Annotated in this window: 24 protein-coding genes and 1 tRNA gene; 15 read left to right on the top strand and 10 right to left on the bottom strand. The window is 52.4% G+C overall.

What is annotated here, in order from left to right:
- Nucleotides 1-5: 5 nt before the first annotated feature.
- The gene (locus B3F49_RS07285) at nucleotides 6-1,208 is read left to right on the top strand and encodes a nucleoside-diphosphate kinase (RefSeq protein WP_293910099.1); all 1,203 of its coding nucleotides are present in this window, start codon (nucleotides 6-8) and stop codon (nucleotides 1,206-1,208) included.
- Here B3F49_RS07285 and B3F49_RS07290 read toward each other — a convergent pair.
- On the bottom strand, nucleotides 1,183-2,280 hold the full coding sequence (locus B3F49_RS07290; protein ID WP_293910101.1) for a PAS domain-containing protein: 1,098 nt from the start codon (nucleotides 2,278-2,280) through the stop codon (nucleotides 1,183-1,185). The two genes, B3F49_RS07285 and B3F49_RS07290, sit on opposite strands and share 26 nt — an antisense overlap.
- Nucleotides 2,281-2,596: 316 nt before the next feature.
- Between B3F49_RS07290 and B3F49_RS07295 the strand changes: the two genes are divergently transcribed.
- The gene (locus tag B3F49_RS07295) at nucleotides 2,597-3,346 is read left to right on the top strand and encodes a type II CAAX prenyl endopeptidase Rce1 family protein (RefSeq protein ID WP_293910103.1); all 750 of its coding nucleotides are present in this window, start codon (nucleotides 2,597-2,599) and stop codon (nucleotides 3,344-3,346) included.
- A gap of 3 nt (nucleotides 3,347-3,349) precedes the next feature.
- Nucleotides 3,350-4,294 carry an alpha/beta hydrolase fold domain-containing protein gene (locus tag B3F49_RS07300; RefSeq protein ID WP_293910105.1) on the top strand — a complete coding sequence of 315 codons (945 nt, stop codon included), beginning with the start codon at nucleotides 3,350-3,352 and terminating at the stop codon, nucleotides 4,292-4,294.
- 114 nt (nucleotides 4,295-4,408) lie between these two features.
- Here the strand turns inward: B3F49_RS07300 and B3F49_RS07305 are convergent, their stop codons facing one another.
- A complete protein-coding gene (locus B3F49_RS07305) occupies nucleotides 4,409-6,553 on the bottom strand; it encodes a putative bifunctional diguanylate cyclase/phosphodiesterase (protein WP_293910107.1) in 2,145 nt (714 codons plus the stop codon).
- A gap of 186 nt (nucleotides 6,554-6,739) precedes the next feature.
- Here B3F49_RS07305 and B3F49_RS07310 point away from each other — a divergent pair, with 186 nt between their 5' ends.
- Nucleotides 6,740-7,621 carry an AEC family transporter gene (locus B3F49_RS07310; RefSeq protein WP_293910109.1) on the top strand — a complete coding sequence of 294 codons (882 nt, stop codon included), beginning with the start codon at nucleotides 6,740-6,742 and terminating at the stop codon, nucleotides 7,619-7,621.
- Here the strand turns inward: B3F49_RS07310 and B3F49_RS07315 are convergent.
- Nucleotides 7,618-9,150 (bottom strand): 4Fe-4S binding protein, encoded by a 1,533-nt coding sequence (locus B3F49_RS07315; RefSeq protein WP_293910111.1) that lies wholly within the window; start codon nucleotides 9,148-9,150, stop codon nucleotides 7,618-7,620. The two genes, B3F49_RS07310 and B3F49_RS07315, sit on opposite strands and share 4 nt — an antisense overlap.
- 164 nt (nucleotides 9,151-9,314) lie before the next feature.
- Between B3F49_RS07315 and B3F49_RS07320 the strand changes: the two genes are divergently transcribed.
- The gene (locus B3F49_RS07320; RefSeq protein WP_293910113.1) at nucleotides 9,315-9,617 is read left to right on the top strand and encodes an MFS transporter; all 303 of its coding nucleotides are present in this window, start codon (nucleotides 9,315-9,317) and stop codon (nucleotides 9,615-9,617) included.
- A 156-nt stretch (nucleotides 9,618-9,773) separates the two neighbouring features.
- On the opposite strand, the gene B3F49_RS07325 is transcribed toward B3F49_RS07320, so the two are convergent.
- Both B3F49_RS07325 and B3F49_RS07330 read right to left on the bottom strand, forming a co-directional pair.
- Nucleotides 9,774-10,448, bottom strand: a complete 675-nt coding sequence (locus tag B3F49_RS07325) for a lysophospholipid acyltransferase family protein (RefSeq protein ID WP_293910115.1) — start codon at nucleotides 10,446-10,448, stop codon at nucleotides 9,774-9,776.
- A 46-nt stretch (nucleotides 10,449-10,494) separates the two neighbouring features.
- Nucleotides 10,495-11,685 (bottom strand): MFS transporter, encoded by a 1,191-nt coding sequence (locus tag B3F49_RS07330; RefSeq protein WP_293910117.1) that lies wholly within the window; start codon nucleotides 11,683-11,685, stop codon nucleotides 10,495-10,497.
- Between the two features lie 137 nt (nucleotides 11,686-11,822).
- Here B3F49_RS07330 and B3F49_RS07335 point away from each other — a divergent pair, with 137 nt between their 5' ends.
- From B3F49_RS07335 to B3F49_RS07350, 4 genes are read left to right on the top strand one after another with little or no spacing between them, the layout of a single operon-like run.
- Entirely contained in the window at nucleotides 11,823-12,953 is a 1,131-nt protein-coding gene (locus B3F49_RS07335; RefSeq protein ID WP_293894731.1) for an aldo/keto reductase, read from the top strand.
- Between the two features lie 53 nt (nucleotides 12,954-13,006).
- On the top strand, nucleotides 13,007-13,951 hold the full coding sequence (locus tag B3F49_RS07340) for an ADP-ribosylglycohydrolase family protein (RefSeq protein ID WP_293910119.1): 945 nt from the start codon (nucleotides 13,007-13,009) through the stop codon (nucleotides 13,949-13,951).
- A gap of 14 nt (nucleotides 13,952-13,965) precedes the next feature.
- Nucleotides 13,966-14,937, top strand: a complete 972-nt coding sequence (locus tag B3F49_RS07345; protein ID WP_293910121.1) for an aldo/keto reductase — start codon at nucleotides 13,966-13,968, stop codon at nucleotides 14,935-14,937.
- Between the two features lie 31 nt (nucleotides 14,938-14,968).
- The gene (locus tag B3F49_RS07350; RefSeq protein ID WP_293910123.1) at nucleotides 14,969-16,573 is read left to right on the top strand and encodes a RecQ family ATP-dependent DNA helicase; all 1,605 of its coding nucleotides are present in this window, start codon (nucleotides 14,969-14,971) and stop codon (nucleotides 16,571-16,573) included.
- On the opposite strand, the gene B3F49_RS07355 is transcribed toward B3F49_RS07350, so the two are convergent.
- Nucleotides 16,567-17,535, bottom strand: coding sequence for a LacI family DNA-binding transcriptional regulator (locus B3F49_RS07355; RefSeq protein ID WP_293910125.1), 969 nt, complete (start codon nucleotides 17,533-17,535; stop codon nucleotides 16,567-16,569). The two genes, B3F49_RS07350 and B3F49_RS07355, sit on opposite strands and share 7 nt — an antisense overlap.
- Before the next feature lie 88 nt (nucleotides 17,536-17,623).
- Between B3F49_RS07355 and B3F49_RS07360 the strand changes: the two genes are divergently transcribed.
- The 3 genes from B3F49_RS07360 (at nucleotide 17,624) to B3F49_RS07370 (ending at nucleotide 20,475) form a co-directional block, all read left to right on the top strand.
- The gene (locus tag B3F49_RS07360; protein WP_293910127.1) at nucleotides 17,624-18,676 is read left to right on the top strand and encodes a UDP-glucose--hexose-1-phosphate uridylyltransferase; all 1,053 of its coding nucleotides are present in this window, start codon (nucleotides 17,624-17,626) and stop codon (nucleotides 18,674-18,676) included.
- Nucleotides 18,677-18,685: 9 nt separating this feature from the next.
- Entirely contained in the window at nucleotides 18,686-19,960 is a 1,275-nt protein-coding gene (locus tag B3F49_RS07365) for a galactokinase (protein WP_293910129.1), read from the top strand.
- A gap of 356 nt (nucleotides 19,961-20,316) precedes the next feature.
- Nucleotides 20,317-20,475, top strand: a complete 159-nt coding sequence (locus B3F49_RS07370; RefSeq protein ID WP_293910131.1) for a hypothetical protein — start codon at nucleotides 20,317-20,319, stop codon at nucleotides 20,473-20,475.
- 51 nt (nucleotides 20,476-20,526) lie between these two features.
- Here B3F49_RS07370 and thrC read toward each other — a convergent pair whose 3' ends face one another.
- From thrC to rpmB, 3 genes are all read right to left on the bottom strand, one after another.
- Complete coding sequence (gene thrC, locus B3F49_RS07375) at nucleotides 20,527-21,795, bottom strand: threonine synthase (protein ID WP_293910133.1); 1,269 nt, start codon at nucleotides 21,793-21,795, stop codon at nucleotides 20,527-20,529.
- An 11-nt stretch (nucleotides 21,796-21,806) separates the two neighbouring features.
- On the bottom strand, nucleotides 21,807-24,203 hold the full coding sequence (thrA, locus tag B3F49_RS07380; RefSeq protein ID WP_293910135.1) for a bifunctional aspartate kinase/homoserine dehydrogenase I: 2,397 nt from the start codon (nucleotides 24,201-24,203) through the stop codon (nucleotides 21,807-21,809).
- A 117-nt stretch (nucleotides 24,204-24,320) separates the two neighbouring features.
- The gene (gene rpmB / locus B3F49_RS07385) at nucleotides 24,321-24,551 is read right to left on the bottom strand and encodes a 50S ribosomal protein L28 (protein WP_244771200.1); all 231 of its coding nucleotides are present in this window, start codon (nucleotides 24,549-24,551) and stop codon (nucleotides 24,321-24,323) included.
- Between the two features lie 233 nt (nucleotides 24,552-24,784).
- Between rpmB and B3F49_RS07390 the strand changes: the two genes are divergently transcribed.
- Nucleotides 24,785-25,231: a hypothetical protein gene (locus B3F49_RS07390; protein WP_293894699.1), complete on the top strand. Its 447-nt coding sequence runs from the start codon at nucleotides 24,785-24,787 to the stop codon at nucleotides 25,229-25,231.
- Here B3F49_RS07390 and B3F49_RS07395 read toward each other — a convergent pair.
- Nucleotides 25,176-25,820 (bottom strand): endonuclease III domain-containing protein, encoded by a 645-nt coding sequence (locus B3F49_RS07395; RefSeq protein ID WP_293910137.1) that lies wholly within the window; start codon nucleotides 25,818-25,820, stop codon nucleotides 25,176-25,178. The two genes, B3F49_RS07390 and B3F49_RS07395, sit on opposite strands and share 56 nt — an antisense overlap.
- Before the next feature lie 60 nt (nucleotides 25,821-25,880).
- Between B3F49_RS07395 and B3F49_RS07400 the strand changes: the two genes are divergently transcribed.
- Together B3F49_RS07400 and B3F49_RS07405 are read left to right on the top strand one after the other, a co-directional pair.
- Nucleotides 25,881-25,953 (top strand) — tRNA-Pro (locus tag B3F49_RS07400).
- Between the two features lie 363 nt (nucleotides 25,954-26,316).
- A partial coding sequence (locus B3F49_RS07405; protein WP_293910139.1) for a hypothetical protein occupies nucleotides 26,317-26,501 on the top strand: 185 nt, incomplete at its 3' end.

Genomic DNA, 26,501 nt, shown 5'->3' on the forward strand with positions numbered 1-26,501 from the left:
TGCTCATGGAACAGTCCTTATCGTATGTTCTGGTGACACCCTACACGGTAGCGAAAAGTAGAACCGGCGGGGTATTATCCAGACTCCTTTCCCGTATATCCTTGGAACTCGTCGGGGCCCAAATGGTCGCGATGGATCAAGAAATTGCCAAGGAATTTGCATCCATCATCAAGCATAGAAAGAAAGTTGAAGGTTTCAAGATATCCGATTTGCTCTCTGACTATATCGAACAGAACATGGGCCCTTCATCAGGGGTGAGACACCGCTCGCTGCTCTTGCTGCTGCGCGGGGAGAATCCCTGTGAACAGCTTTCGGCGGTGGTCGGGTTCTTCCAGAAAGAGACCGGAAGCGTGGAGACCGTCATCGGCGAGTCGATCCGCGATACCTATGCCGACTTGATTTTCACCGATGAGAGCCAGGAAAAAGTCAAGTATTTCGAACCTGCAGTAATCACCGCACAGACCCAGGGGGAAGCCGATGACACCCTCGCCCTCTTCAGGCCTTGGCTTGAGAAAGAGAGCAACATCGTTGTCAACAGGCCTGCTGAGTACTACGCCGATGTCGAGCGTACGCTTGTCATCATCAAGCCGGACAACTGGAAATATGCATCCAGCAGACCGGGTATGATCATTGACATGTTCAGCCGCAGCGGTTTGAGAATCGTTGGGATCAAGGTGCTGAAAATGTCCGTCAACCAGGCTCTTCAGTTCTACGGCCCGACAAAGGAAGGCCTGAAAGCAAAGCTTGCCCCCATTTACGGCATGCAGGCGCGTGAACTGCTCGAACATGAGTTCAACGTGCATCTGGATGCACAGATGCAGGACATATTGACCACCAGCTTCGGGGACAAGTATTCCGAAGAGCAGTTCGAACGCATCGTTGAGTTCATGGCAGGTATCAAGCCCGGCGATTGCAAGATTGAGGACTATGACAAGCCTGGTTTGGTCAAGTGCATGGTTCTCATCTATGAAGGCAAGGATGCAGTTCAGAAGATTCGAACCATTTTGGGTGCAACCGATCCGAACAAGGCTGCCGCAGGCACGATCAGACGCGAGTTCGGCTCCAACATCCGTGTCAATGCAGCACACGCCAGCGACTCAACCGAGAATGCAAAACGAGAAATGGGTGTCCTCAAGGCCGAGGAAAATTCCTGCTACTCCCTGCTTTCAGAGTATCTTGATGCTAAAGCAACCGTTTCTCGCCCGTAAGGGATCTGAGATGTGTTGCGTCCTGGGTTACCTCCATACACCCCAGGTACTCACCATCAGTACTACGCACTGCGTAGTACTGGATGTGGATGAATCTCCCTTTCATAACCAGATGGAATTCAGCCGAATCCTCCCTTCCTTCCTTGAAGGAGTCGAGGATGGCTTGGACGGTATGTACGCTTTTGGGCGGATGGCAGTTTTGCACCAAACGTCCTATTACTTGTGGAGTGCGTACAAATATGCGATGGGGAGGATCTGAATAGAACTTCAGGCGGTCATCGCTGCCGATGAAAGCGATATCGAACGGCAATACCGAGAATATTCGTTCCAACTCCTGCTGCGACAAGGAACCGGTCCTGCTCACAAAGCCATGCAAAGATGAAATCTCCGGCTGAACCTGCTCTTGTGTCCCAAGAGCCCGGTATGCAACCGGAAGCAAAATATACTGTTCCCGGTAGCTCAAAATACCAACATGTACATAAAACTGCCCGAACACCTTCCATGATCGCTTCAGGTCTCTTCCATCATCTGAAAGTATGGCTTTCTGAAGGCCAAGGGCGGTATCCTGGATCGACCACATCAGCTTGACACAGCTGTGTTCGGTGCTCGCTTTCTCAAAAAGCGGAAACAACTCATTCTGCAACCGTTCATAATGGTCCTTGATCAGGGAAAAGGATGCGACCTCTTCAATCAGCGGGGAGAGGTCTTCGCTCTGTTGCTTCTGCAACTTCTTGGCCAACCTCTGCAGCTTTTCCATACCAAGCACGATTTTTCGATTCTCCTGATCAAGGGAAGCGAACAAGGAACCCTTGGGATACTCAGGCAGGCTCTGGCTTTCCAACCCTTTGCCTATGGAGCGGATGAATCGGGCCACCGCCGCTGTATGCACTGTCACATCCCCAGGGTGGGAAAGCAGTGATTCCAAGGCGCTGTTGGCTTCAAAGGCAGTGGCGGTTTCCAATACCGGGGCATAGAGTGCATAGGTCTGCTTGTCGGTTGTCCCGCTGCGAAGAAGGTTCAAGTACTGAGTCAGTTGCTCAATACGCTCGTCGCTGGTATGTATCAGTTCCATGTAATTCACTCCCCAGACCAGTGTGATGCAAGAGCTGCCATCTATCAAGACCAATTTCAACAATTGCACGGTCGTCACTCTTACGGAATTTTCATTTGCACAGCATGGCGATGAGTGTTCTCTTGCTCATCGGCTTCCTTCCGGCGGGACTGAGAAGGAGGTATGGGTTCGGATTCCTTGAGTAGGCGCACCAAACGATGTGGATACCTTCGTTCGCTGAGCAATCTTGCCATCCGGAATGCGGGCCCTGCGTTGCAGGCCTCTTCTCTTGTCATCGAAGAGCAGGTGGGGTACAGTCAGAAATCAGGAGTGAATCATGAACGTACAGAAGAAAGCCTTGCACTTCGGATTAAAACTCTTGCCTGTAGGCATACTGTGCAGCCTCTATCTGGCCATGACCAATGTCAATGCAATGAAGCAAGCCGGGATGCAGGCTCCTGCGCTCCTTCTGATATTCTCTTCCATCATCCAGATTGCCTTCATCTATACGCTGGTACTCTCCTATCTTGGGTACCTGCTTGCAGAAAGAACCGGCCTGCTCAAACCTTTCGCTTTTACGAAACAAGAGACGCTGATTACCGTATTGGTCGGTTTTGGCTGTGCATTGGTGATGATCAGCGACTACTATCTCTTCGCTCCCCGGATCGCCCAAGTCCAGGCTGCCTATACCAAGGAATCCTTCACCCTCATATCCCTGCTCTTCTCCATGCTCTACGGCGGTATCATCGAAGAGATCATGTTGCGTTTCTTCTTCCTCTCCCTGTTGGTTCTCATCCTCGACATGATGAGGGGAGGAAATCGCGGCAACAAACCAATACCTGCTTGGTTCCACCTTCTTGCAAACTTCATCGCCGCGCTGATCTTCGCCCTCGGCCACCTTCCTGCAACCAAGATGGCATTCGGTGAGATCACTTCCCTTTTGCTTGTTCGCACCTTGCTGCTCAACGGGGTGTTGGGTTTTGTCTTCGGTCTCTTGTATTGGAAAAAGGGATTGCAGTACGCGATGCTCGCCCATGCACTCACCCACCTGTTCAATCAGGCAATCTTCCGCTTCATCATCCTCTAGCCTATGGACATTCGTGCACTACTGCTGTTTCTGCTGATCCTGACAGTCTTCTCAACAGTCATCAGAATCCGGGAAAAACGCAGTGCGTCCAGCTTCATGAGCGAGCAACTGCTCTATCTGAGAATACGCCAAAGCTTGGTTGTGATCCATAAGAGCCTTGACGAATTGGCACAAATCAGCCGCCAACGCTACAGCCTCCCACCGGGATTGGGGCTGCTTGTCAACGTGGAGGAGTCCACCTTTGAGAACATGCAGGTGTTCACCCTGGGCGACAAGCGTGCCAAGAACCTGGTTTTCTTTCTGCATGGAGGGGCATATGTTCAGCAACCTACCTTTGCACATTGGATTTTTCTGGAGAGGCTGATACGAATGAGCGGTTGTCGCATGATGGTCCCCATCTATCCCAAGGCTCCCGACCACCATGTCAGCGAGGTGCTGCCCTCCCTGTTGCGGCTGTTCACGAAACAGGAAGGTGAGCAAATCACCCTCATGGGGGATTCAGCGGGCGGGGGACTCGCCCTAGCCCTCGCCCAGAGCATGGATGAACGGATCAGAAGCCGGCTCGATCACCTCATCCTGATCTCTCCCTGGCTGGACATCGAGCTGACCAATCCATCCATTGACTTTCTCCAAGGACAGGATCCGATGCTCTCCAAAGAAGAACTGCGGCTCTTCGGCACGGCTTGGAGAGGAAACGTCGAGCCAACGGATTGGCGGGTGAGCCCGCTCTTCGGCTCTCTGGCGAACCTGCCGCCGATTGTTCTCTTTGTAGGGACGCATGAGCTCTTTCTCGCCGATGCCCGAGCTCTCAGGAGGAAGGCAAAGCAGGAGATGGCCATGCTCGAATACCATGAGGGCAAGCGGATGAATCATGACTATCCTCTCTTCCCCATCCCTGAAGCACGCCGTGTACAATCAAGAATCGCTGCCATCATAAAAGGACGATGAGGAAGAAATCACTGTTGGTAATCGTGCTCTCTCTTGGGTTGGTCCTGTTGCGCGGTATGAATTGGGGCTTCCACCTTGCAATCGTGTTGGGGGGGGGTGGAACACTTTCCTTGTTCAGAAAGAAGGGAGACGGTCATCGATGAGCAGCGCTTCATACTCTGCAACCTGCAAGGGATGACTGAAGAAGTAGCCCTGCACCACATCACAACCCAGCATCTGGAGCATATGGACCTGCTCATGGGTCTCCACACCCTCGGCTACAGTCGTGATGCCAAGCTGCTTGGCCATGGAGATGACATGCTGCACCACCACCTTGCCCCTATGATGTTCATCCGTCCCCTTGAGGAAGCCTTGGTCGAGTTTGATCTTATCGATTGCGATATCCTTGAGCATGGTCAATGAGGAGTATCCACTGCCGAAATCATCGAGGGAAACCAGGAAGGATTTCTTGCGAAGCGAGGACAAGACTTGCGAGAGGTGCTTTACATCGTTGAGGAACAGGCTCTCGGTCAGCTCGAATTCAATGAGATGATGCGCTACCTCGTAGCGGTCGATCAATTCAACCAATGTCTGCTCGTAATGGGCATTGAACAGGTAAGAGCGCGATTGGTTGACCGATATCGGCAACAGCGGCAGTACCTTGAGCTGCCATTGCTTGATCAGCTTGCATACCTGCTCAAGAACAAACATATCCAAGGTGACCAACAGGTTGTGTTTTTCAAGAAGAGGTATGAATAGGGAGGGGGCCAAGAGGCCTTTGGTGGGATGGTCCCACCGTACCAACGCCTCGCAACCGACCAAATGACGGGTCTGCAGCGAGTATTTGGGCTGGAGAACAATATGGAACTCACCGGCTTTCAAGGCCTTGGCAAAAACCTTATCCAACTCACTCTCCTCAAGCAGTTGGGAACGCAATACTTCATCATAGTACAAATATCCGCTTGCCTGCCGTTCCTTCAGGGCGGAAAGCGCAAAAAGCGCTTTGTCGATTGCTGCAGAGATTGAAATCGCGTTGTCTTCGATCAAGGAAATTCCGATAAACATATCCAACTGGAAAGGAGAGGCTCCAGGAAAAGAAAAGCGCTTCAGCTCTTCGGTGATGACGCTTATCCTGCGATCCAAAGACTCTTTTTCACGATAGCTGCATAAAAGGATGAACTTGTCCCCGCTCAGCCGTGCGCAAACACCATCCTTGGTGGTATAGCGTGGAAGGACTTTGGAAAAATACAGCAGCAGGGAATCACCGAATGCATACCCGAAGTGGTCGTTGATGAGCTTGAACTTTCCGATGTCAAGAATGATGACCGCGTACGGACTGCGCGCACGCTCGAGCAACTGCGAAGCTTCCTGGACAAAGTGGTTCTTGTTCGGCAGTCCTGTCAGCTCATCCTGAAACGCAAGGTGCATCAGTGACTGCTCGTACACATGGTCTTTCAAAAGCAGGTAGAACAGCAGGGAAAGCATTAAAAGCGATACCAAAACCGCCATGGAAAGCGAAGCCTGGAGGATGGTCAGATACGCTTGTTCCAGCAACTTGTCATGGCTCTCAAGGACGAAGTACCCATATCCGTTTCCCAGAGGGTGTATTGTTGTAAAGGAAGAGTTGTCCTTCAACAGGTAACTTTGCTGATTTCCTAGTTCCCAAGCAGGAAACAAAGCGGCCAGTGATTCAGTTCCAAACAGCTGTTCATCGGCTTTGAACTGCCAAATGATTGAACCGTCTTCTCCTGCCCAAATCATGCGGGAGCTTTCAGCGTGCTGTGGGCAAGAGAGCATGCTCCGGTATGCCACAGGACTGATCTTCAGTTGCAATACCGCTTGTTTGCCATCGATCGTCTGAACTGGGGTGCGGTGCACGACAGATGCGGCATCGACCGAGAACGGAGCCGCATCCGCGATTGCATCGACGACAACGAGTGATAAATCGCTCTCACCGAGGCCTGCAACCAACCGAAGGCCTTGCTCCAGGGTAAAACCCGAAAGTGATTGTGCAAGCGACAGCAGCCGTTTCTGGTCCGATTCAATTTGATGGACGACAAGCTGTGCACAGCCTCGGGCACGGTTTTCATATTGGCTCTGCTTTTCAGCATCCAACAGCAAGTTGAGACGGCTATAGAAATGGGAAAAGGCCAGGATGATTATCAGAACGATAGGAAGACCGAGAAGCAGGAGCCGCAAGGCAACATGGGTTTTACGTTGTATATGAACAACCTTGTTCGGCAATTTCTTCCAATTGCGATTCGAGCGGGTGCTATGCATGATGCTCCTTACACCACTGGGGTGGTTTCAGTATATCCGAAGAGGAACGAGAATCAAGAACAGTGTTTGCAAGAGGAAGGTTTTTTTGCCAAGAGGGAGCTTTCCCTACAGCCCTTCATCCACCGATGAGGGAAGCGGCTTTCAAAGTGCTTGCAAGCAATGGGACTTTCTCCTATAGTTCCTCTCATGCTGCTCACATCATTCTTGCAGATGCTCCCTATCCTGTTGGTTGTTCTGGGTGGATATCTATTGAGTGCGCTGTACTCCCTGGATGTACAGGATTTGGTGAAGGTGGCCTCCGACTTCTTTTTGCCCGCTCTCATCTTCATCTCCCTGACAGAAAGCAACCTCACCGGCCAAGCCATCGCCGATATGGCCAAGGCCTCCGCCTTGGTGTGCGTGCTCCTCTTCGGTGCGGCAATTCTTTGGGCCAAGCTCGCCAAAGAGGACATCCGCAGCACAGTCCCTCCCCTGGTATTCATGAATTCCGGTTTTTTGGGCATCCCCTTGATGAAACTCTGGGGCGGCATGGAAGCCATGAACCTCATCCTCATCTACGACCAGGTGCAAGGCATATTCATGTTCACCCTGGGTATTTTGGTCATTACCGGCGGTTTCAGCAAAAAGAGCATCTTCTCGATGCTTCACTCCCCCGTTCTTTGGTCTGTAGTGCTGGGATTTTTGTTTCGCCTCACTCCTCTTTCCATGCCGCAGAGCCTGGTCGAATCGTTTACGTTTGCAGGGGAGGCTGCTTCTCCCTTGGCGGCGTTTGCTCTTGGCGTGTCCATCAGGTCCATCAAGTTCACGTTCTCTTGGAATCTCATCACAGCTCTTATCCTGCGTTTTGCAGGAGGGTATCTTATCGGCTATCTTGCAGTGATGGCCTTCGGCCTGACCGGTTTGGCTCGAACAGTGGTTCTTGTCTCCACCGCCCTGCCCTCGGCCATGTTCACCAGCATCCTGCCGCTTCGCTACGGCCTGCCCAACCAGTTTGCCAGCACCATGGTGCTGACATCCACACTGTTGGGCATTCTGACCATCCCCCTTTCCTTCGCCTTGGCGGGCTAAAGTTCAAGGATTTTTGCTTTGACGTCTGAGAAGTTCAACCCTTGACCTTCTGCAATTGTCTTGATGGCATCGGTCTTCTTCATCGGCCCTAGAATCGCCTCGATATCCTCTTGTGCGTATCCTGCATCCAACAACTCTCCCAGCGTAGTCTTGCCGGTGAAGGCAAAGGCGGTGGTCTGCTCCTTGGACTGGACTGGAACCGGTTGGGTTGCAAGTCCTGCAGGAAGGGAGACGGCATCGCGTGTGTATCGTTCAAAATTCGGATCGGTGTTCCTGCCTTCGCTGATCAACACATCGATGGCACTCTTGGGCAACAAGGTGGTCTCTTCCGCTTCATACGGGATTCCCGTATACAGTGAGACAAAGAGCCTGATCGAGTCGGTGCCAACCTCCATCCCCTCGGGAATCACCGATGCCCACAGAGTTTCCAAATCTCCCAACCTTTCGTCAAGCGATGAACTTTGGAACGCCTGTAAAATAACCGTTTCTGGAATCGTAAAGCTTTTGAGAACATCACGATAGGTATACGAACCACGGATGTCTGCGGGGTTTGCAAGCCCTGCAAAATCACCACTCTTGATCAGGGCCGGCTGTTTGCTCGAACTCGTATTCCAAAGGCCGAGGGCCACCGACAACAGGATGCCTGCAACCAGAATACCGGCAGTCAACAGGCCAACCTTGTTCGTTGACACTACAACCTTGTCGAGTTTCAGACCGGTTACCACGGTTTTTGGAACCGGACAAGCTCGGTCGCTTGTACACTCCATGCAGGAGATGCACTGTAGGGAAGTTACAGCCTCGCCACCCTGTACATCAATATTCATCGGACATGCACGGTTGCACTTCGAGCAGCTTATGCATGTTGACTTGTTGCGACGAATTTTAAAAATTCGGAATTTGTTGAACAGCCCCAGAAAAGCTCCATACGGACAGGCATACTTGCAGAATGGACGTTCAACAAAGAGGGAGAGCAGGACTACAACTCCCAATATGATGGTCCCACCAAGTGAGAATTCACTGCGCAAAAAAGAAAAGAGTGCGTAATACGGGTCGTATGCCTGAAACACCAAGGTTGCAGATACACTGGTCATGACCACCACCCAGACCAGCACGACATAGCGCAGAAGCCTCAGCCAGCGGTCAATTTTTTGGGGGACGAAGGTATTGTAGCGACGTTTGAAAATCTTCTTTCCAATGCGTCCCACCCACTCCTGGAAGGTTCCGAAGGGACAGACCCATCCACAGATGACCGGACCGAACAGGATGGCAAGCAGTATGCCCAGTACAGCCAAAACAACCGAGGAGTCATGGATTTTTCTGACCAACGTACCTTCGGTGATTAAATTCCATGCACTCACCACCCCGCCGAAAGGACAGATTGCATGCAAGGAGGCTGTACTCGGGGTAAACGGAAACACAACACCCCGTTCTGCAGCCGCCCCAAGGGAAATCACCACCACCACCCAGACAAAGAACACCAACTGCACAATCGTACGAATCCGAATACGCTTCCTGTTGAGAGTTTTCACGTTGTTTCTGCTCCTATGAATTTCAGACTATGACGCAAGTGTGTGAATTCCATGGAGCATTGCTTCAGTCTCGGTAAAAGCTGCAGAGTATGCTACACTTTGCTTCATCCACGAGGGGCCTATGCGGATGTACACGTTACTTTCCTGCTGCTTCTCATCACAGCGTGCCTGATGGCCATGCCGGTTCAGGAAGAGAGAACTTTACTTCCTGTCGAACGCAACAGGAAATACTCGGTGTCAAGGACGCCACAAAGGGCGCAATCGACGGCATTATCGATGAGGTGCAGCTTTCCAGCCAGATGAGACTGTTCATCTATGGCACCTTCCTCTACTGCACCCTCTATACAGCATACAATCTGGTCAACATACCTTATGCCGCATTGCTGCCTGAATTGACCGGGGATTACAACCAGCGCACGACTCTTTCCGGATACCGCATGAGCTTTGCTGTGCCGGGACATTCGTAGGAGCGGCTTTGGTGATGCCGCCCTCAATCTGCTGGATATCAACAACAGGCTCTTTGGGGGGCAATCAACAGACAAAGAGGGGCGCAGAAAACGATTGACGCTCATTCATGCAGCTGTGCATCGAGGACTGCAGCAAGTCAGCAGAGACTTGAAACCTTAGGCTTTGACCGTTCGAGTCAGGTTGAAGACGATATCCTTGTCCTTGTAATGGCCGCGCATCTCATTGGGCATCAGGGCAGCCAGCCGCATCATTATCTCATCGGCAAGAGCTTGGCGTGCATTGGCATCGATGCGTCCTCCCTTTTGGACAATCTCAAACACCTCTCCCACTTTTATCGTTATCACGGTTCGCCTCAGACGCCTGATGTTCCGGGAGAACGAGGTAAATCCCATCACGGCCACAGGAATCATCGGAATGTCCTTCTTATGGGCGATGAAGGCGACACCACCTTTCCCCTCTTGCAGCTTTCCATCCTTGCTCCGCGTCCCTTCGGGGGCGATGGCCAGGATATGCTGGTCGTCCAAGACCTTGAAACACGCATCCATCGTACTTCGGCCCATATTTTGCCGATCAACGGGAATACTCTTCCACATGTTCATCAGATATGCCATGAACTTGTGGTCCCAGAGTTCCTGCTTGGCAAGCGCGTGCAGCGGCCGAGGGTGGAGGAAGGCATAGAGCATCGGGCCCTCCAGGTTCGAGGTGTGGTTCACCATCATCAAAAGAGGGCCGGTTTGGGGAACCTTTGCAAGTTCACTTCGGTCGATACGGAAAAAGAGCCTGAAGAAGGTCCTGAGCAGGCTGTTGATCACACGTTCTGACAGTTTCATTGCCCCATCATACCAGAGCGCCCTGCTCCTGCCAAGAAGTACACGATTACCTTTTCTGCTTGGAAAGCATCACCAGGTAGGGTATGACCAACAGCGTGGCAAGAGCGGAGAGCAGAACGAAGGCGTGATTGAGCGAGGCAACGTTTCCAACAAAACCCACCAAGGGGAAGATGGCAATCATGAACAGGCTGTACGCCATGCTCTGGAAGCTGAGGATGGTCGCCCTGAACTTGGAGGGAATGAGTTGATTCAGGTACGTGGAAATAGTCGGGATCAACAAGCCTTCAATGGAGGCACAAAGCACGTAGAACACCATCGAATAGGGGGTGAGAGCCACTCCCCACAAGGTGACAAGAAGCATGAGAGGACAGCCTACCAACAGGCCCCTCTGGCCGATTCGCTTCTCGATGGCATGGGCTTTCACCGAAAAAAGAGCTGCAATTGCGGCATGCAGGGAGAATACGACACCGATCGTAGCAGGACTGAACCCCAAGTTGGTCCAGTGGTTCTGCAAATAGAAGAACAAGCAGACCATGAAGGCAAACAACGACTCACTGAAAAGAATGAAGAAGCCGATGCGCGGCTTTTTCTTGAATACCTTGCCGCTGTCAAGAATCTGGCTCTTCAGGGAGATAAGCACACTGTTGAATACGGAGGTTTTCTTTCTCTTCTCTCCTTTCTCAAGTTCCGGCTCAATAAAAAAGAGTGCGATGCAAAACCCCGCGAGCGCCGAGCCTGCTGTTGCATAGAAGGCAAGGCCGAAATCCAGCGAAGCCAGATACCCTCCCAACAGGAAGGAGAGAATCGAACCAATCTGGTTGATCAGCTCATCGTTTCCCTTTACCTTGATGTACCGCCCTTCCTCCCCGTCAAGCAGAAGCGAATCATAGAGCAGGGCATCCCCCGCCCCCGACTCCAAGTTATACCCCAACGCACTCAGGATGAAGGCGACCACCTGAAAAAGGAACGTGGTGCTGTGGAACATGAAAATCAGGCTCAGGGCATAGCACAATCTTCCAGCAATCCGACTGGCCTTCCTTCCCCAAATATCGGCAACCGAGCCGGTGGGAACTTCCATGAGAAACGAGGTAACGTGAAAAATCGCCTCAAGCAAGCCCAGTTGCACAAGGGAAAAGCCTTGGCTGGCAAGAAAAATCATCCAGATGCCGTGCGTAAAGGAGAGACTGAGTGAAAATGAGAATGCATATGCCAAGCCTACATTCCGTCGATAGCGCATACCCCCCCCTTTTTGTCGGCTAACCTTGACCATCATACGCTTGGAAAGCATTCCCGGCAAGAAATCCTTTCACCCCATGCGCATTTTTGGAGAGTTTTATGGTATGCTGAAAGAGATTTGCAATGAAGGAGTCAACGATGGAAACGAGAACATGGGAACACAACGGCTGCACCATCTCCCTGCTGGGGTTTGGAGCGATGCGTCTGCCATTGACAAAAACGGGGAGCATCGACAGGGCAGCCTCTAGCGCAATGCTCAGTGAAGCGTACAAGCACGGCGTCACCTATTATGATACGGCATATACCTACCACAACGGGGAGAGCGAGCCCTTCCTGGGCTCGTTTCTCAAGCAGTACCCGAGGGATTCATACTTTCTGGCAACAAAGCTTCCACAGTGGCTGGTAAATACCCTCGATGATGCAAAGCGCCTGTTCAATGAACAGCTTGGGCGTCTTGAGCATGAGTATGTTGACTTCTACCTCATTCACTCCATCGACAAGGCAGCTTATGTACGCATGGTCGACCTTGGGGTGGTTGCATACCTCGAGCAGGAACAAAAAGCCGGCAGGATCAAGCAACTGGGCTTTTCGTTCCACTCCATCTATGAGGATTTCGAGTACATCGCCACCTCCCGCACCTGGGATTTCTGTCAGCTGCAGTACAACTATCTGGATACCGAGGAACAGGCCGGAGACAGGGGGTACGAGCTGTGCACCAAGCTCGGTATTCCTGTCATTGTCATGGAGCCCATCAAAGGGGGATTGCTTGCCAACCTTCCGCCCGACCTCGAAGCAAGACTGAAAGACCTGGATGAGAACGCAAGCAGTGCATCCTATGCTCTTCGCTGGGTTGCCGACCATCCGAATGTGAAGGTGATCCTCAGCGGGATGACGACCATGGAGCAGGTACGGGATAACCTTAAGACCTTCCAGTCTCCCCGAAGGCTGACGGAAACAGAGCGCACCACCCTCGACTTCATCGGACAGACGATGCGCAACCGGGTCGGAAATGGATGCACCGGATGCAAATACTGCATGCCCTGCCCCTTTGGTGTCGATATACCTGGCAACTTCTCCATCTGGAACAAGGCTCGTATGTTCGACTCGTATGCGGTGGTCCGTGCACAGTGGGAGAATCCGAAGGAGAGCGACAAGCGGCCCTCTTCCTGCACCGAGTGCGGTCAGTGCGTTCCCTTGTGTCCCCAACATATCAATATACCGGAAGACCTCAAACTGGTTCAAAGCGAACTTGAAGCCAAGCGGTTGTAAAAGCACTCGTCTTTTTTGCCAACTTGCTATATCGTGAGTTCAGGAGCGAGGTGATGGACAGCAGAGAGAGTGCAACAGCAATCCTTACGGGATGGTATACAGGGGACGGGATGGGCAGCCAGACTGACGGCATGCAAAGCAGCGAAGTGGAGGCTCTGTGCCCGGACGGCATCGAGGAAATCTACACGCTGGAGGAAAGCCGGCCCCTCTGTGGAATGTCAAGCGAGGTCAGTGATCTGCTTACGTTGCTCGCCCTCAGCATTGTCACCAACAAGGATGCTGATGTGCACCATGTAAAAGCGAGTTATCGCAAGTACATCCAGGAAGGGGATGGTCCTGGTGAGCATATCCGGCGAATTTTGCAAGTGGAGACATCCAAAGCCGATCACAGCCTTGCTCTCATCCGCTGCCCCATTCACGGAATCTTGAAAGCCACGCAAAGCCAGAGGAAATGGCTCGATTTCCTCAAGGCTGAGACCCAGATCACCAGCAGCAGCGACCTCTGCCTGCAGACGGTTCTCCTGCTTTCCTCTGGCTTCGGTTTGCTCTTGGAAGAGGAATATGACGATCCCCTTCTGTTTGTAAGCGCCTTGGCAGGTCTGGCAAAACGCAATCGCTTGGATGAACGCATTGTTGCCGCTTTGCATACCGCTCTCAACCAAAAACCACTTGCCGTGTATGACACAAAGCAAAGTTCCTTTGTCCTCACAACGCTTTTGGTTGTGATGCACTCCCTCATCGCCTTCGATTCCTACGAAGACGGGATGAAGGCATTGGTCATGCGGGGAGGAAATGCAAGAACTGTCTGTGCCCTGTATGGAGGCTTCGCTGCAGCCCTGTATGGGATGGAGAGCATTCCCGAACGCTGGACGGCGGAGGTGTTTCCCTCCCCCGCCCTGGAAGCGATGATCAAGAAACAGACGCTTTTCAAACGAGAGACGATACGGATGGAGAAGCTGGCGGTTTCGCTGACTGCCGGTCTTCTGGTTGTAGCCTGAAAAAGGAGTACACAGTGAACTACAAATCCTTGGGGAAAACCGGCATCAAGGTATCAGAGCTTTGTTTCGGCACCATGTCGTTCGGCTCACGGGCGAATAAGGAACAATCGCAGAGGATGTACAGCATGTGCAGGGAGCAGGGCATCAACTTCTTCGACTGTGCCAATGTCTATCAGAAAGGTGTTGCTGAAGAGTACCTGGGCTCCTTCATAGCCGCTGAGCGCGACAAAGTGGTGATCACCACCAAAGCGTATGGAGCGATGGGAGACGATGTCAATGCAAAGGGTTGTTCGGCAAAAAACCTGCAGAACTCCCTGCATCAGAGCCTGAAGCGTCTTGGCACCGACTATGTTGATGTCTTCTTTCTTCATCACTATGATCCGGCCACCAGTGAGGAGGAGGTCCTGAGGACCCTCGACTCCTTTGTCCGTGATGGCAAGGTTTTGAGCGTCGGGGTAAGCAACTATGCCGCCTTCCAGGTGGAACGCCTCTTACGGGTAAGCGATGTGAAGCATCTGGTGGGCGTACAGTGCATCCAACCGATGTACAACCTTGCCAAACGCATGGCAGAGGTGGAGCTTTTCCCCATGGCGAGTGCTGAAGGAATGGGGGTAATCACCTACAGCCCCCTCGCAGGAGGGCTTCTCACCGGCAGATACAGCAAAGCGGAGGGCAAAAAATCGGGGCGCCTGGTCGAGAATCCAAAGTACAAGGCCCGGTATGAGGGTGTTTTCTATGAACAGGTGGGTTCCTCCTTCGCCGCCTATGCCGATCAGCTGGGCATGCACCCGGCAACACTTGGCATCGCTTGGGTGATGGCAAACCAGGCTGTCACCGCCCCCATCCTGGGAGCTGCTGATCCAGAGCAGCTCAAGCCCGCCCTTGATGCACCAGCTCATCGCTTGAGCGAGGAGGTACTGAAACACCTCGATACGATCAGCCCTCCTTTGCCGCCTGCTCACGACCGCACCGATGAGAGAAGCTGAAGCGATCGGGCTGCGATTCGTCTTATAGGGCATGGAGCTGGAAAACACCATCAACACACTTGCCAAAACGGTCTTCGGCATCCACATGCTCAGACCGTTTCAGCAGATTGTCATACAACGGATCCTGGAACTCGATGCCCGAAAAATCGACCACAAAGGATTGTTGGTGACCTTGCCGACAGGCAGCGGCAAGAGCTTGTGCTTCATGCTCCCTTCCTTGTTGGTTGAAGGACTCACCGTTATTGTGTATCCCCTTCTCTCACTTATGAACGACCAGGTACGACGCTTAAGCCGAAATGGCATCGCCTGTGTCGCGATCCAAGGCGGACAGACAAAAGAGCAGCGAAGAGCGTTGTTTGACTCCCTCGGCGCAAATGCATGCAGGGTGGTCATCACCAATGCAGAGTGCCTGGGCCAGGCTTCGGTGATCGGCGAGCTCTGTCGTCATCGAATCAGCCTGCTGGTAATCGATGAAGCTCATACCATCGTACGTTGGGGAGAGGGCTTCAGGCCGGCTCTGGCCGCACTCGGACCGCTTTTGGCCTACCTTCCGGTCAAGCAGATCCTCTGCTTTACCGCTACAGCCGATCAGGCGGTCATCGAAGGGCTCAACAAGAGTATCTTTATAAAAAGCAGGCCTCACCTGGTGCGGGGAAGCAGCAATCGACCGAATATCAGCTACCATGTCTTTCGCACCCTCAGCAAGGACCATGCCGTTTCCGCCCTGCTTGCCGACAAGGCGGCACGCCCTGCCATTGTCTTTTGCAATACCCGCGAGGGTACCTATTTCGCCTGCAAGGCCTTTCTTCGTTCCCACCCTGATATTCCCTGCCGATATTATCATGCCGGTTTGGATACCACGCAGAGAAAAAGTTTGGAGGCGTGGTTCGACAGTCAGGAGGAAGGAGTGCTTTTTTCGACAAATGCATTCGGAATGGGTGTAGATAAAAGCACCATCAGGACGGTCATTCATCGGGAGGTGCCCGACGATGCCCTTGCCTACCTGCAGGAGAGTGGAAGAGCCGGTCGTGACGGCAGGCTGAGCAAGGCTGTGGTTCTGCTCGATGGCACACAAACGGGGTTCTTGGTTTCGCTCTTCTCCTCCACCACCGTCTGTTATCGACAGAACCTGCTTGCACAGCTCGGCGAGGAGGTGGATTTTTGCAACGGCTGTGATGTATGCAACCATGCCGCCCAAGCAAGCCGCGAAGGAGAGGCGGCCCTGCTCGGCTGCATTGCAAGCCATCCGTTTCGCTACAGTCCCAGTTCGCTTGCAGTGTTGCTCTCTTCCAAGCAAGGGTACAACAGTTACTCATCTGTCTTGTCTGCTTGGAGTGAAAAGGAAATTCGCTCGGCTCTGCACCTGCTGCTTGACGAGGGCAAGGTAGGAATCTTCAGCTCTCGCAGGCGTTTATATCTCAGGCTGAAAACCTATGGTGAACTCTTGACAACGCTTCACTTGTACAAAATGCTGAAGTATGGAACGAAAAGAGCCGGAAAGGATACCTCAGAAATTCTATCCTACGCTTCCCCGCCAGTTTCTTCCCGTGAAACCGCTGCAAGAGCAGGGCAAGTCTGTGGAAAAAAGGACGGTTCCATCATGGAAGAAGCTGCTGCTGTTGCTCACATTCACTGAACATCCCTAACCAAGTGAGGCAGGATGGTGGTACTTGCCTCCTGCTTTCCTGCCAGCATGGAAAGCAGCTTCTCTGTAGCCTTTTGGTAGAGCCGGCCGCTTTGAATATCCACACTCGCCACCCTCTTGCCAAGCAAGGAAGAAAACGGGGAGGCATCATATCCTACCGCGGGAAGATCCATGGGACAGCGCATCAACAAATCAAACAGGGTGAGGTCGTTCACCGCTGCAAGAGCATCGATGCTCCGGACGGCAAGCAACTGCTCCACCTGGTCCTGTATCGACGCAATGCTCGCAGGAGAGCCGATGGCTGTGCTGATCACCTTCGCTTGTGGATAGACACGTAAAAAGCCCTCCAGTCGCTTGGCATGCGGCTCAACACTTTCCACATATCCGGTGATGTACAACGGCTTTTCACACCCCATTTCCTTCAGATACCGACCTTGCAGCTCGCCTCCATACAGGTTGTCTGTTCGTACAATGCAGCCTTGCTCGTCATCACCGATGTGGTGAGAAAGCACAGCGGGGATGGTGATTCCATCGAACAGGGAGAGCTCTTGGGGTGTGTCGACATCGTAGGCAAGAATTCCATCACACTGCTTTTCTAGCAGCTTCAGCTCTTCCTGGTTGCCTACTCTGTAAAACCGCAGTTGCCAGGAGCTTTGGCCGATGACTTTCTGGACTCCTCGTACAGCCCTGCCGAAAAACCAATCAAAGCTGGAAAAGCTGCCCCAATAGTACGGTCTGCCCGTTTTATTGAATTCAACAAAGGCAAGGGTACCGGTCCCTTTTCGTCGAAGGCTTGCTGCCAGCGGGTTGGGTGCATACCCAAGGATTCTCGCAGCTTCAAAAACTCGTTGCCGCAAATCCTCTGAGACGGCGTCGGGATTGTTGTAGACACGGGAAACCGTTGCACTGCTTACCTTGGCTAGAGCCGCTACACTATCGCGGGTACTTCGCATCCGCACCTCCATTTTTCATTGACAAAGCGCTGGCACAGGTGTAGTGTACACGTGTACATTTTAGAAAGCAAGAGGGATTCAAAACAACATGGACATTCAATTTGATACGCACAACCGCTATAATCCGTTGCTAGGCGAGTGGGTGAAAGTCTCACCACACCGAACCAAGCGACCATGGAACGGGCAGGTCGAAAAACCAAATTTGGAAGAACTGAGCCGCTATGACAGCACCTGCTACCTCTGCCCGGGAAACAAGCGTTCAAGCGGTGAACGCAATCCTGAGTACAAGGATGTCTATGTGTTTGACAATGATTTCGCATCGTTGTTGCCGACCACCCCCAATGACCGCATGCAAACGGGGCCGAACGGGCTCCTCAAAGCCTACGGCGAACGCGGACGATGCAGGGTGGTCTGTTTTTCACCCCGTCACGACCTCACTCTCTCACGCATGTCCACCGCCGATATTGAGAAGGTTCTGAGTGCTTGGACCGAAGAGTACGAGAAGCTTGGAGAGAGCGAGATGATCAACTACGTCCAAATCTTCGAGAACCGCGGGGCTATCATGGGTTGTTCAAATCCACATCCCCACGCACAGATTTGGAGCGAAGAGATCATTCCCGACATACCGGCCAAAGAGCTTGCCAATGAAGAGAAGTACTTCCAAACCCACAAGAGCCATATGCTGCTCGATTATGCCCAGTATGAAATGGAGACAGGAGAGCGGGTTGTCATCAAGGGCGGGCACTTCATCGCAGTCGTTCCCTTTTGGGCGGTGTGGCCGTATGAGACAATGATTCTAGGGTACAAGCGCAATCTTCAAAGTTTCAGCGATCTGGCAAGCGAAGAAAGAGCCGATTTGGCATGGACGATGCAGCAGCTGGGCATTCGCTACGACAATCTCTTCCAAACCAGCTTTCCCTACTCCATGGGTGTGCATCAGAAGCCTACCGATGGCCAGGCCTATCCCGCCCATACCATGCACCTGCACTATTTTCCACCCCTGCTTCGCAGTGCCACCGTCAAGAAATTCATGGTAGGATATGAGATGATGGCAATGCCCCAACGTGATATCACGGCCGAGCAAGCTGCTCAAAAACTCAGCTCTCAAAGCGACGTGCACTATCGCAACACACTACACTAGGAGATATCCATGGCTACAAGACACGCTGTTGAACAAGGCCTTTTGCATCAGCACTACCCCTCTCTGTATGGTCAAACCTATGACGAATCGGAAATGGATCGACGATTTGGGCACCTCATCGAGACCCATCAAAACCTGTTCGGCCAGGTGAGCCCGTCAGTGTTCTCCACTGCTGGAAGGACCGAACTCGGGGGCAACCATACCGACCACAACCTTGGCCGCGTCCTCGCTGCAACCATCAATCTCGATACCATCGCAGCGGTGACAAAGCGTACTGACAACAAGGTGGTCCTCATCAGTGAAGGATATCCGGCTGTCGAGGTTGACTTGCATGTTCTAAAAGTGGTTGAAAGTGAAAAGAACACCACCGAAGCATTGGTCCGTGGCATTGCCTGCGCCTTTTCCAAGCGTGGTCTGAACATTGGAGGATGGCAGGCCAACACCACCAGCCGGGTGTTGAAAGGCTCGGGGCTCTCTTCTTCAGCTGCTGTTGAGGTGTTGTGCGGAACAATTTTCAATCACTTGTACAATACCGATGTCCTCTCCCCTGTCGAGCTGGCCATCATCGGCAAGTTCAGTGAGAACGTATATTTCGGCAAGCCTTCAGGCTTGATGGACCAGATGGCCTGCGCCTACGGGGGGATCATCGGCATCGACTTTGCCGATGAACAAAAGCCGGTCATCGAGCCGATCCAATACTCCTTCTCGGAGCATGGCTATCACCTGTGCATCGTCGATACCGGCGGAAACCATGCAGACCTTACTCCTGCGTATGCCGCAGTCCCTGCCGAAATGCGCAAGGTAGCAGCATATTTTGGTACCAATCACCTGAGGGAAGTTGATCAGGACACATTCCTGCAAGCCCTGCCTGAATTGAGAAAAACGCTGAACAACGATCGATGCATCCTACGTGCAATGCACTTCTTCCAGGAGAATACGAGAGTGGAGAGCATGCTGAAAGCACTCGCTGCCGATGACATCAATGCCTACCTGTCCCTGGTCAGGCAGAGCGGTGAAAGCTCCTTCTGCTTTTTGCAGAATCTCTATCCCTCGTTCTTTCCCGATGAACAGGGATTGAGCCTTGCCATTGCAATGACGAAATCGATGTTGGGCCCTGATGCAACGGTGCGAGTCCATGGAGGGGGTTTTGCAGGTACGATCCAAGCCTATGTGCAGGAAAACGAGTTGGAAGACTACATCCAAGGTATGGAGGCAGTCTTCGGCAAGGGCAGCGTCACCCCCATTGCCGTCAGGAGCAAACCCTCCAGCTGCATTGCTGAGTAACAGAGAAAGCGACAACCAGTTCCTGGTCAAGATATCGTTCTTCGGCCCTGCCCTGATTTGAGTACGTATGTTGGATATCTGGACACGGTTCATGGTGTCTTCCCGATTCTGGATTACTTCCTTCCTTCAAACGGATTGGTTTCCGGTATTGTTGACAAGGACATCTGGGGTATCAGCTACGGTGTTGACGTTAAAGTACCGAACCTTGGGTTTCCCTGGGGTTCGACCATGCATGGAGTACGGAATCCAATGCACTCACCTCCTTCGGATATGATGCCAAGTTCGGTATTAAAGAGACGTTCTTCGATACAATAAGCTTTACTGCTTCGTTCGACCAAGCGTTCAGGTCTTCACTTGTGGCATATAAGGTCACGGGTTTGTTTGCCCTTGAGAAGCGACTGGGCCTCATTACGGCATCCGCAAACCTCGATGTCGGTTTCTATGATTCGCTTGTCGACAACGCAGATGATGCACTTGCCACCACCCTGACGGTCAAGGGGGTGTTCAGCAAGTAGGTTGGAGTACTGTTCTTTGCAAACAGGGCAGCGTTCGCTGCCCTGTCTTTATCAATTGAATAAATCCTTGTAATCAGTCCCTATAGCCTTGAAGCTTGATGGCTTATCGAGCAACGTTGCAAGGTTTTGGGGAACTTCCACCGCCGTGCCTATCAAGGGTTCGACCACCTGTTCAAACTTGGCGGGGTGGGCTGTCGATACCACGATCGTCGGCTGGCCGGCAAAGTGGTCGCGTCTGACTCGCTCTGCGGTGGCAGTATGGGGGCAGAGAATGTAGCCAAGTTCCCCATATACTTCCTTGATGGTTGCCTGTATGGTCCGATCATCCACAGAGTAAGCGGTGAGCATGCTTTTCAGGGTATCCACATCGGGATAGAGGTTGAAGAGCCGTTCCATGTTGCTGGGTGCTCCCACGTCCATTGCGTTCGCAAGAGTTTGCACCGAAGGACGGGTTTGGTAGATTCCACTTGTGAGGAATTCAGGAATTGTCTTGTTCTCATTCACCGAAAGTACTATCCGCTCGATGGGAGAGCCCATCGTAAGCGCCCAGAAGGCGGCGCAGCTGTTGCCGACATTCCCGCTGGGAATAATGAAGATCGGCCGCTTACCGAAGGCTTGGGTGTAGAGATGGGAGGCAAAGACGTAGTACACGCTTTGGGGCAGCAGCCGTCCCAGGTTGATGGAGTTTGCACTGGACAGTCCCCATTGCCGGGAAACGGTCTGGTCCATGAAAGCATCCTTGACCATTTTCTGGCAATCATCAAAAGATCCATCAACTTCATAGGCTTGGATGTTGGCCCCCCAGCAGGTGAGCTGCTGCTGTTGGCGGGCGCTCACTCTCCCCTTGGGGTACAATACTTTTACCTCGATGCCTTTGCGGTTGGCGAATGCTGCGGCCACAGCACCTCCGGTATCACCGCTGGTTGCAACCAAAATGGTCAGTTTGCGCTGCTCTTTGGCCAGCATGCGTTCCATGCATGCTGCAAGAAATCTTGCACCGAAGTCCTTGAACGCAGCAGTAGGTCCGTGAAAAAGCTCAAGTACTGCATCCTGGTCCTTGAGGGTGACCAAGGGGACTGGAAAGTTGAAAGCATCCATACAGATTTCTGCAAGGTCTTCCTTCAGGAGATCATCCTCGAAAAAGGGTGCGAGAACCTCGAAGGCAAGTTCGGGGTAGCTGGAGATCTCATGTATTGCGAGGTTTCCCAAGGAAGGAAACGACTCGGGAACATAGAGTCCCCCATCGGGAGCCAGCCCCTGCATAATCGCCTGGCTGGCACTGACTGCCGGCGCTTTGCCGCGAGTTGATACAAATTTCATGTTCCTACCTCCTAAATCCTTGCTCCGAGATACGCTGCAAGACGAAGCATATCTGAAAATACACCGCCGGCAGTCACTTCCCTGCCGGCTCCCGGTCCCTTGATCACCAAAGGCTGGTTCAAATACCGGTCTGTCGTGAAGCAGATTACATTATCGGTTCCCCTGGCCTGGGCGAAGGGATGATCCGATCCGAAGCTGGCCAGTGATGCACTGCAGGCTCCCTTCTCATCGACGATTCCTACGTAGCGCAACTTCTCACCTTTTCGCTCTGCGTCGCGGTAAGCCTGTTCGATATGGGGATCCAGCACTTCCAGGTTCTGCATGAAAGCCTCGATGGAGAGTGAATCCATACCGGCGGGAACCAGGCTTTGGATCGGGATGTCCTGAACCTCAACCTCGTAGCCCATCTCACGGGCAAGAATGACCGTCTTCCGCCCGACATCCATGCCCGAGAGGTCGTCACGGGGATCGGGTTCGGTGTACCCCATCTCCTTGGCTTTCCGGACCAGCGTACTGAAGGGGACCGTTCCGTCATAGGTTGAGAACAACCAAGCCAGGGTTCCGCTGACGATTCCTTCGATGCGGTGAATCCTGTCTCCTGTCTGGACAAGGTCCTTGAGGGTGCAGATTACCGGAAGCCCTGCACCGACGGTGGTTTCGTACAAGAAACGACGTCCTGTCCTGAGGCAGGTGTCGAAGAGCTTGTTGTAATATGCCATGGGGGCTGTGCCGGCTTTCTTGTTGGGTGTGATGACATGAATCCCCATCTCAAGCCAATTGTCGTACTGCTGGGCAAGCTGGCTGCTGGTTGTGCAGTCGATGATCAAGGAGTGCGGGAAATACGTTGCCCCGATGTGGCGGACGAAGAGATCCAGATCCAAGGGCACGGCTTCCTGCTCAAATCGTGTTTTCCACTCACCGGGATCGATTCCATCCTGATCGAGCACCATTTTCTTAGAGTTGGCAATCCCGCGGATATGGATGTCGACTCCGAATTGCTCTTTCAACCGCTGGCTTTCAGATTCAATCTGCTCCAGCAGGGTGCTGCCGATGTTGCCGGGACCGATCAAGCCGACAGAGAGAGCCTGCTTGGAGAGGAAGAAACGTGCATGCAAGGCCCTCAGGGCTTTCTTGGAGTCACTTCCCTTGATTACTGCACTGATATTGGTTTCGCTCGATCCTTGGGCGATTGCTATCACATTGACGGATGCCCTTCCCAAAGAAGAGAAAAACTTGCCGGCGATTCCTGCCTGGCCGGTCATCTGCTTGCCGACGGCGGCAAGGATGGCCAAGCCCGACTCGCCTTCAATGCTTTGGATCAGATGTTCGTCCAGCTCGTGGGAGAAGGCTTCTCTTGCAACTGTACAGGCTCTTTCCATCTGGCTTGCAGGTACTGCAAAACAGATGGAGTACTCACTGCTCGCCTGGCTGATGAGGATAACGGAGATGGAGGCTTCACGCATGGCGGTGAACAACCGGCTTGCGATGCCGATGACTCCGCTCATGCCCGCTCCCTCCACGTTTATCAGGGCGATGTCGTGAATGATGGAAAACCCTTTCACCTTATTGAGTTGTTCACCATTCCCATCCTTGCTGATGATGGTTCCCTCATCGTTTTCATCACCCCACCAACGCAGCTGTACATTGATGGATTCATTGATGGCAGGCAGAAGTGCCTGTGGATGAATGACCGGGGCACCGAAGAAGGAGAGCTCGGTCGCTTCGGAATAGGACAGTGAACGAATCACCAATGCCGAAGGAACTTCGTTGCTGTCTGCATTTTTCAACAGGGATGTGTTGTTCCAGAACGTCACCCCTTCTGCTTTGAGAATGCCGGCAAGTTGCGATGCTGCATATTCGCTTCTGCCGTCCCGTTGCATGCTGCCTTCAGGCTGGGGGAGCTGGCCGTATACAACAAGCAACCGCTTCGATGGTGCGGATCCGACAGCAAGCGTCGAATATTCCACCAAGTCGGCAGCAATGCCTTGTGTGGTTGCATAATGACAGAGAAGGTCAGCTATCCAGCTGTCGCAGAGTTTCTCAAGGTAGCGTTGCACACCCGAGGATACCTCCTCCACCAACCATACGGAGCGCAGGATATCCTCAATATCGGCAAAGCCATGCTTGATGCGTTCCAGCACGTTTCTTCCAGCGGGGACCGTCAGGATGGTTTCCACCAGCTCCGTCCAACTGGAGAAGCGTTGCTCCTGCATCGACCACAGTCGTTCATCATGTTCCTTTGCACAGGCCAGGAGGCTTGCAAGTTCGAACTCTGTATCGCGAAGGGGCGCCAACACAAAAACCTGATGCGTTTCCTTGGCATGGCGGAAAATCCGAACAAGCTTCTCACAACCCTCTTTCGATACCAGGTTGGAACTCTCTACCGCATGTACTCGAATACTGCCCATTGCAACGACCCCCATTTCAAGATAATGAACAACTCACTGAACAAATGTGTTGTCTGAATATATAAAAAGAGCCCAAAAGTGGGCTCTCTGTCGATCGAGATGGTGTAACAAGTGCTGTTATACGAGCTTCTCGACCTTTCCGCTCCTCAAGCAACGAGTGCAAATCTTAATGGTGCGCGGAGCTCCGTTGACCAAAGTCTTGATCGTTACGAGATTGGGGCGGAATACGCGCTTCGTGGTTACGCCGATGTGTTGACCGACACCACCATGCTTCTTGGCCTGACCTTTTCTCGGAACACTGTTCCCGGCTACCGTTCCTTTTCCGCAAATCTCACATCTACGAGCCATAGCTATATCCACCTTGTCAAATAATTCATTAGTTGGCCGAACCGAGGCCTGTTAAAGTCACGGCTATCCTTGTACGGGCAACGTCTTGTCCGTGAGCAGTTCCACAAGGTTATCGCATTGGAGACTTCAACCTTAGCCAAATTACCAGATAACGGCTTTTGTGTAAAGAGAAAGGGTTCATCTTTTATACTTTTTCCCTTGTCGAGCTTTGCTTGCTTGACTATCCTTATGGTATGGATAGCTATTACATCCTTCGATTGGGCAAGGATCTAAGAACCAAGGTAATGAAAATGAGGACGCAGTTGTTCGAGAAAAGCGGCCAAAGCAGTTTTTGCTGTCTCGAGCCATGCATCATCCTCGGTCCTTGCGACCCGACATCCGAAATCCCCTACGTGCCCTGCCCTAGGCTTCCGATTTCAGTCGATGGGAGGCTCAAGTACGAACACGGCCAGCTTTTCCTCCCGATCGAGGCTGAGATCCTCAAACCCCTAAGGCTCGCTCTAGCCACCGACTACCCGATTTCAGGCATCTACCTCGGGACGCAGCAGGTTTCTGTGCCTGAAGAAAACTTTGTGATCAAGAGCGTGAGCCTGGCAATCCTCTCAGTCGAACGAAAGCAGGACCTCACCCTTTGGAACGTGTTTTCAGAAAGGCATCTCGACTCGGACAGAGAGAGCTGAGCGGGCAGTCCTCACACTCAGGCTTCCTGGCGTGGCAGACGGTTCTTCCAAACAGGTTTGCCGTCATGGAGAAGCGGTAGTGCTTGCTCTCTTCCAAGAGCGATGCAACTTCCCGCTCTACTTTCTCAGGATCCTTGGTGTCAACCAAATTCAATCGGTTGACAACCCGTGAGAAGTGGGTATCGACGATGATGGCACTCTTTTTATAGATATCCCCCAATACGCAACTGGCTGTTTTGCGCCCCACCCCGGGCAGCTTGATCAGCTCTTCCATGGTGTCGGGAAGCTCGCGATCACGCAATGCCTTTGCACAAGCAACGATGTTCTTGGCTTTATTGCGGTAATAACCGGTTGGGTGGATGATGGCTTCAACATCCTCCAAGGCGGCATCGGAGAGGGCCTGCTTGTCCGGGTACTTGGCAAACAGGTCCTTCACCACCACATTCACAATCCTGTCGGTCGTCTGGGCCGAGAGGATGACACTGATCAAAAAGCGGAAGGGATCACGTTGGTCCAAGAACTGGATGTCTTTGGGAAGCAGGGTGTCCAGGATGGTATATATCTCTTGCATGCGTTGTTTCTTGTCCATAGGCCTTCCATGGTACCCCTTGACGCTTTGCTTCTCAAGTGCGTATACTCCAGAAAGTTTCGGGGCGTAGCCCAGTGGCTAGGGCACCTGCTTTGGGAGCAGGATATCGAAGGTTCGAGTCCTTTCGCCCCGATGTATTTTTTTCTTGACAACTTTTTTTGAATACTTGGCAATTTGTTTGTAGGATAATAATTACAAACAGGTTGCCGAATTTTATTTGCACCTGTTTTCACCTCAAATTGGTTACAAATCGACAAATGCAACCATTATGATTAGGCGTATGTAAGGAGGCAATTTCAAAATGGTCTCTGAAGAGATGATACTTGCATAAATATACAGATTCACCTTCCCAGGCTTCATCTCTCCCGTACGGGCATCGATTCTTGACGAATTGGCCAGAATATTGGGAATAATTGCTTTATGAATATAGAAAAGAGAACCCATTTCTGATAAGATGATAGTTACCATACTTCATCTGCAGAAAGGAGTTCCCTCTATGACCCATACTACACCAAACACCTCTTCCCTTCAATCCCTGCTGTTCACTTGTGAGGATTTCGGCTCATGCTTTTTCCGCGAGCCGTCGGACCGCGAACTCGAGTTCCTCTCCTATTATACCGCAGTGCAGCAGCTGCTCTCGCCCGCCGAGCTAATCGGTTTGCGCAGGGGCCGTTGCAGGGG

Source organism: Sphaerochaeta sp. UBA5836, assembly GCF_002432845.1.
Classification (GTDB): Bacteria; Spirochaetota; Spirochaetia; order Sphaerochaetales; family Sphaerochaetaceae; genus Sphaerochaeta.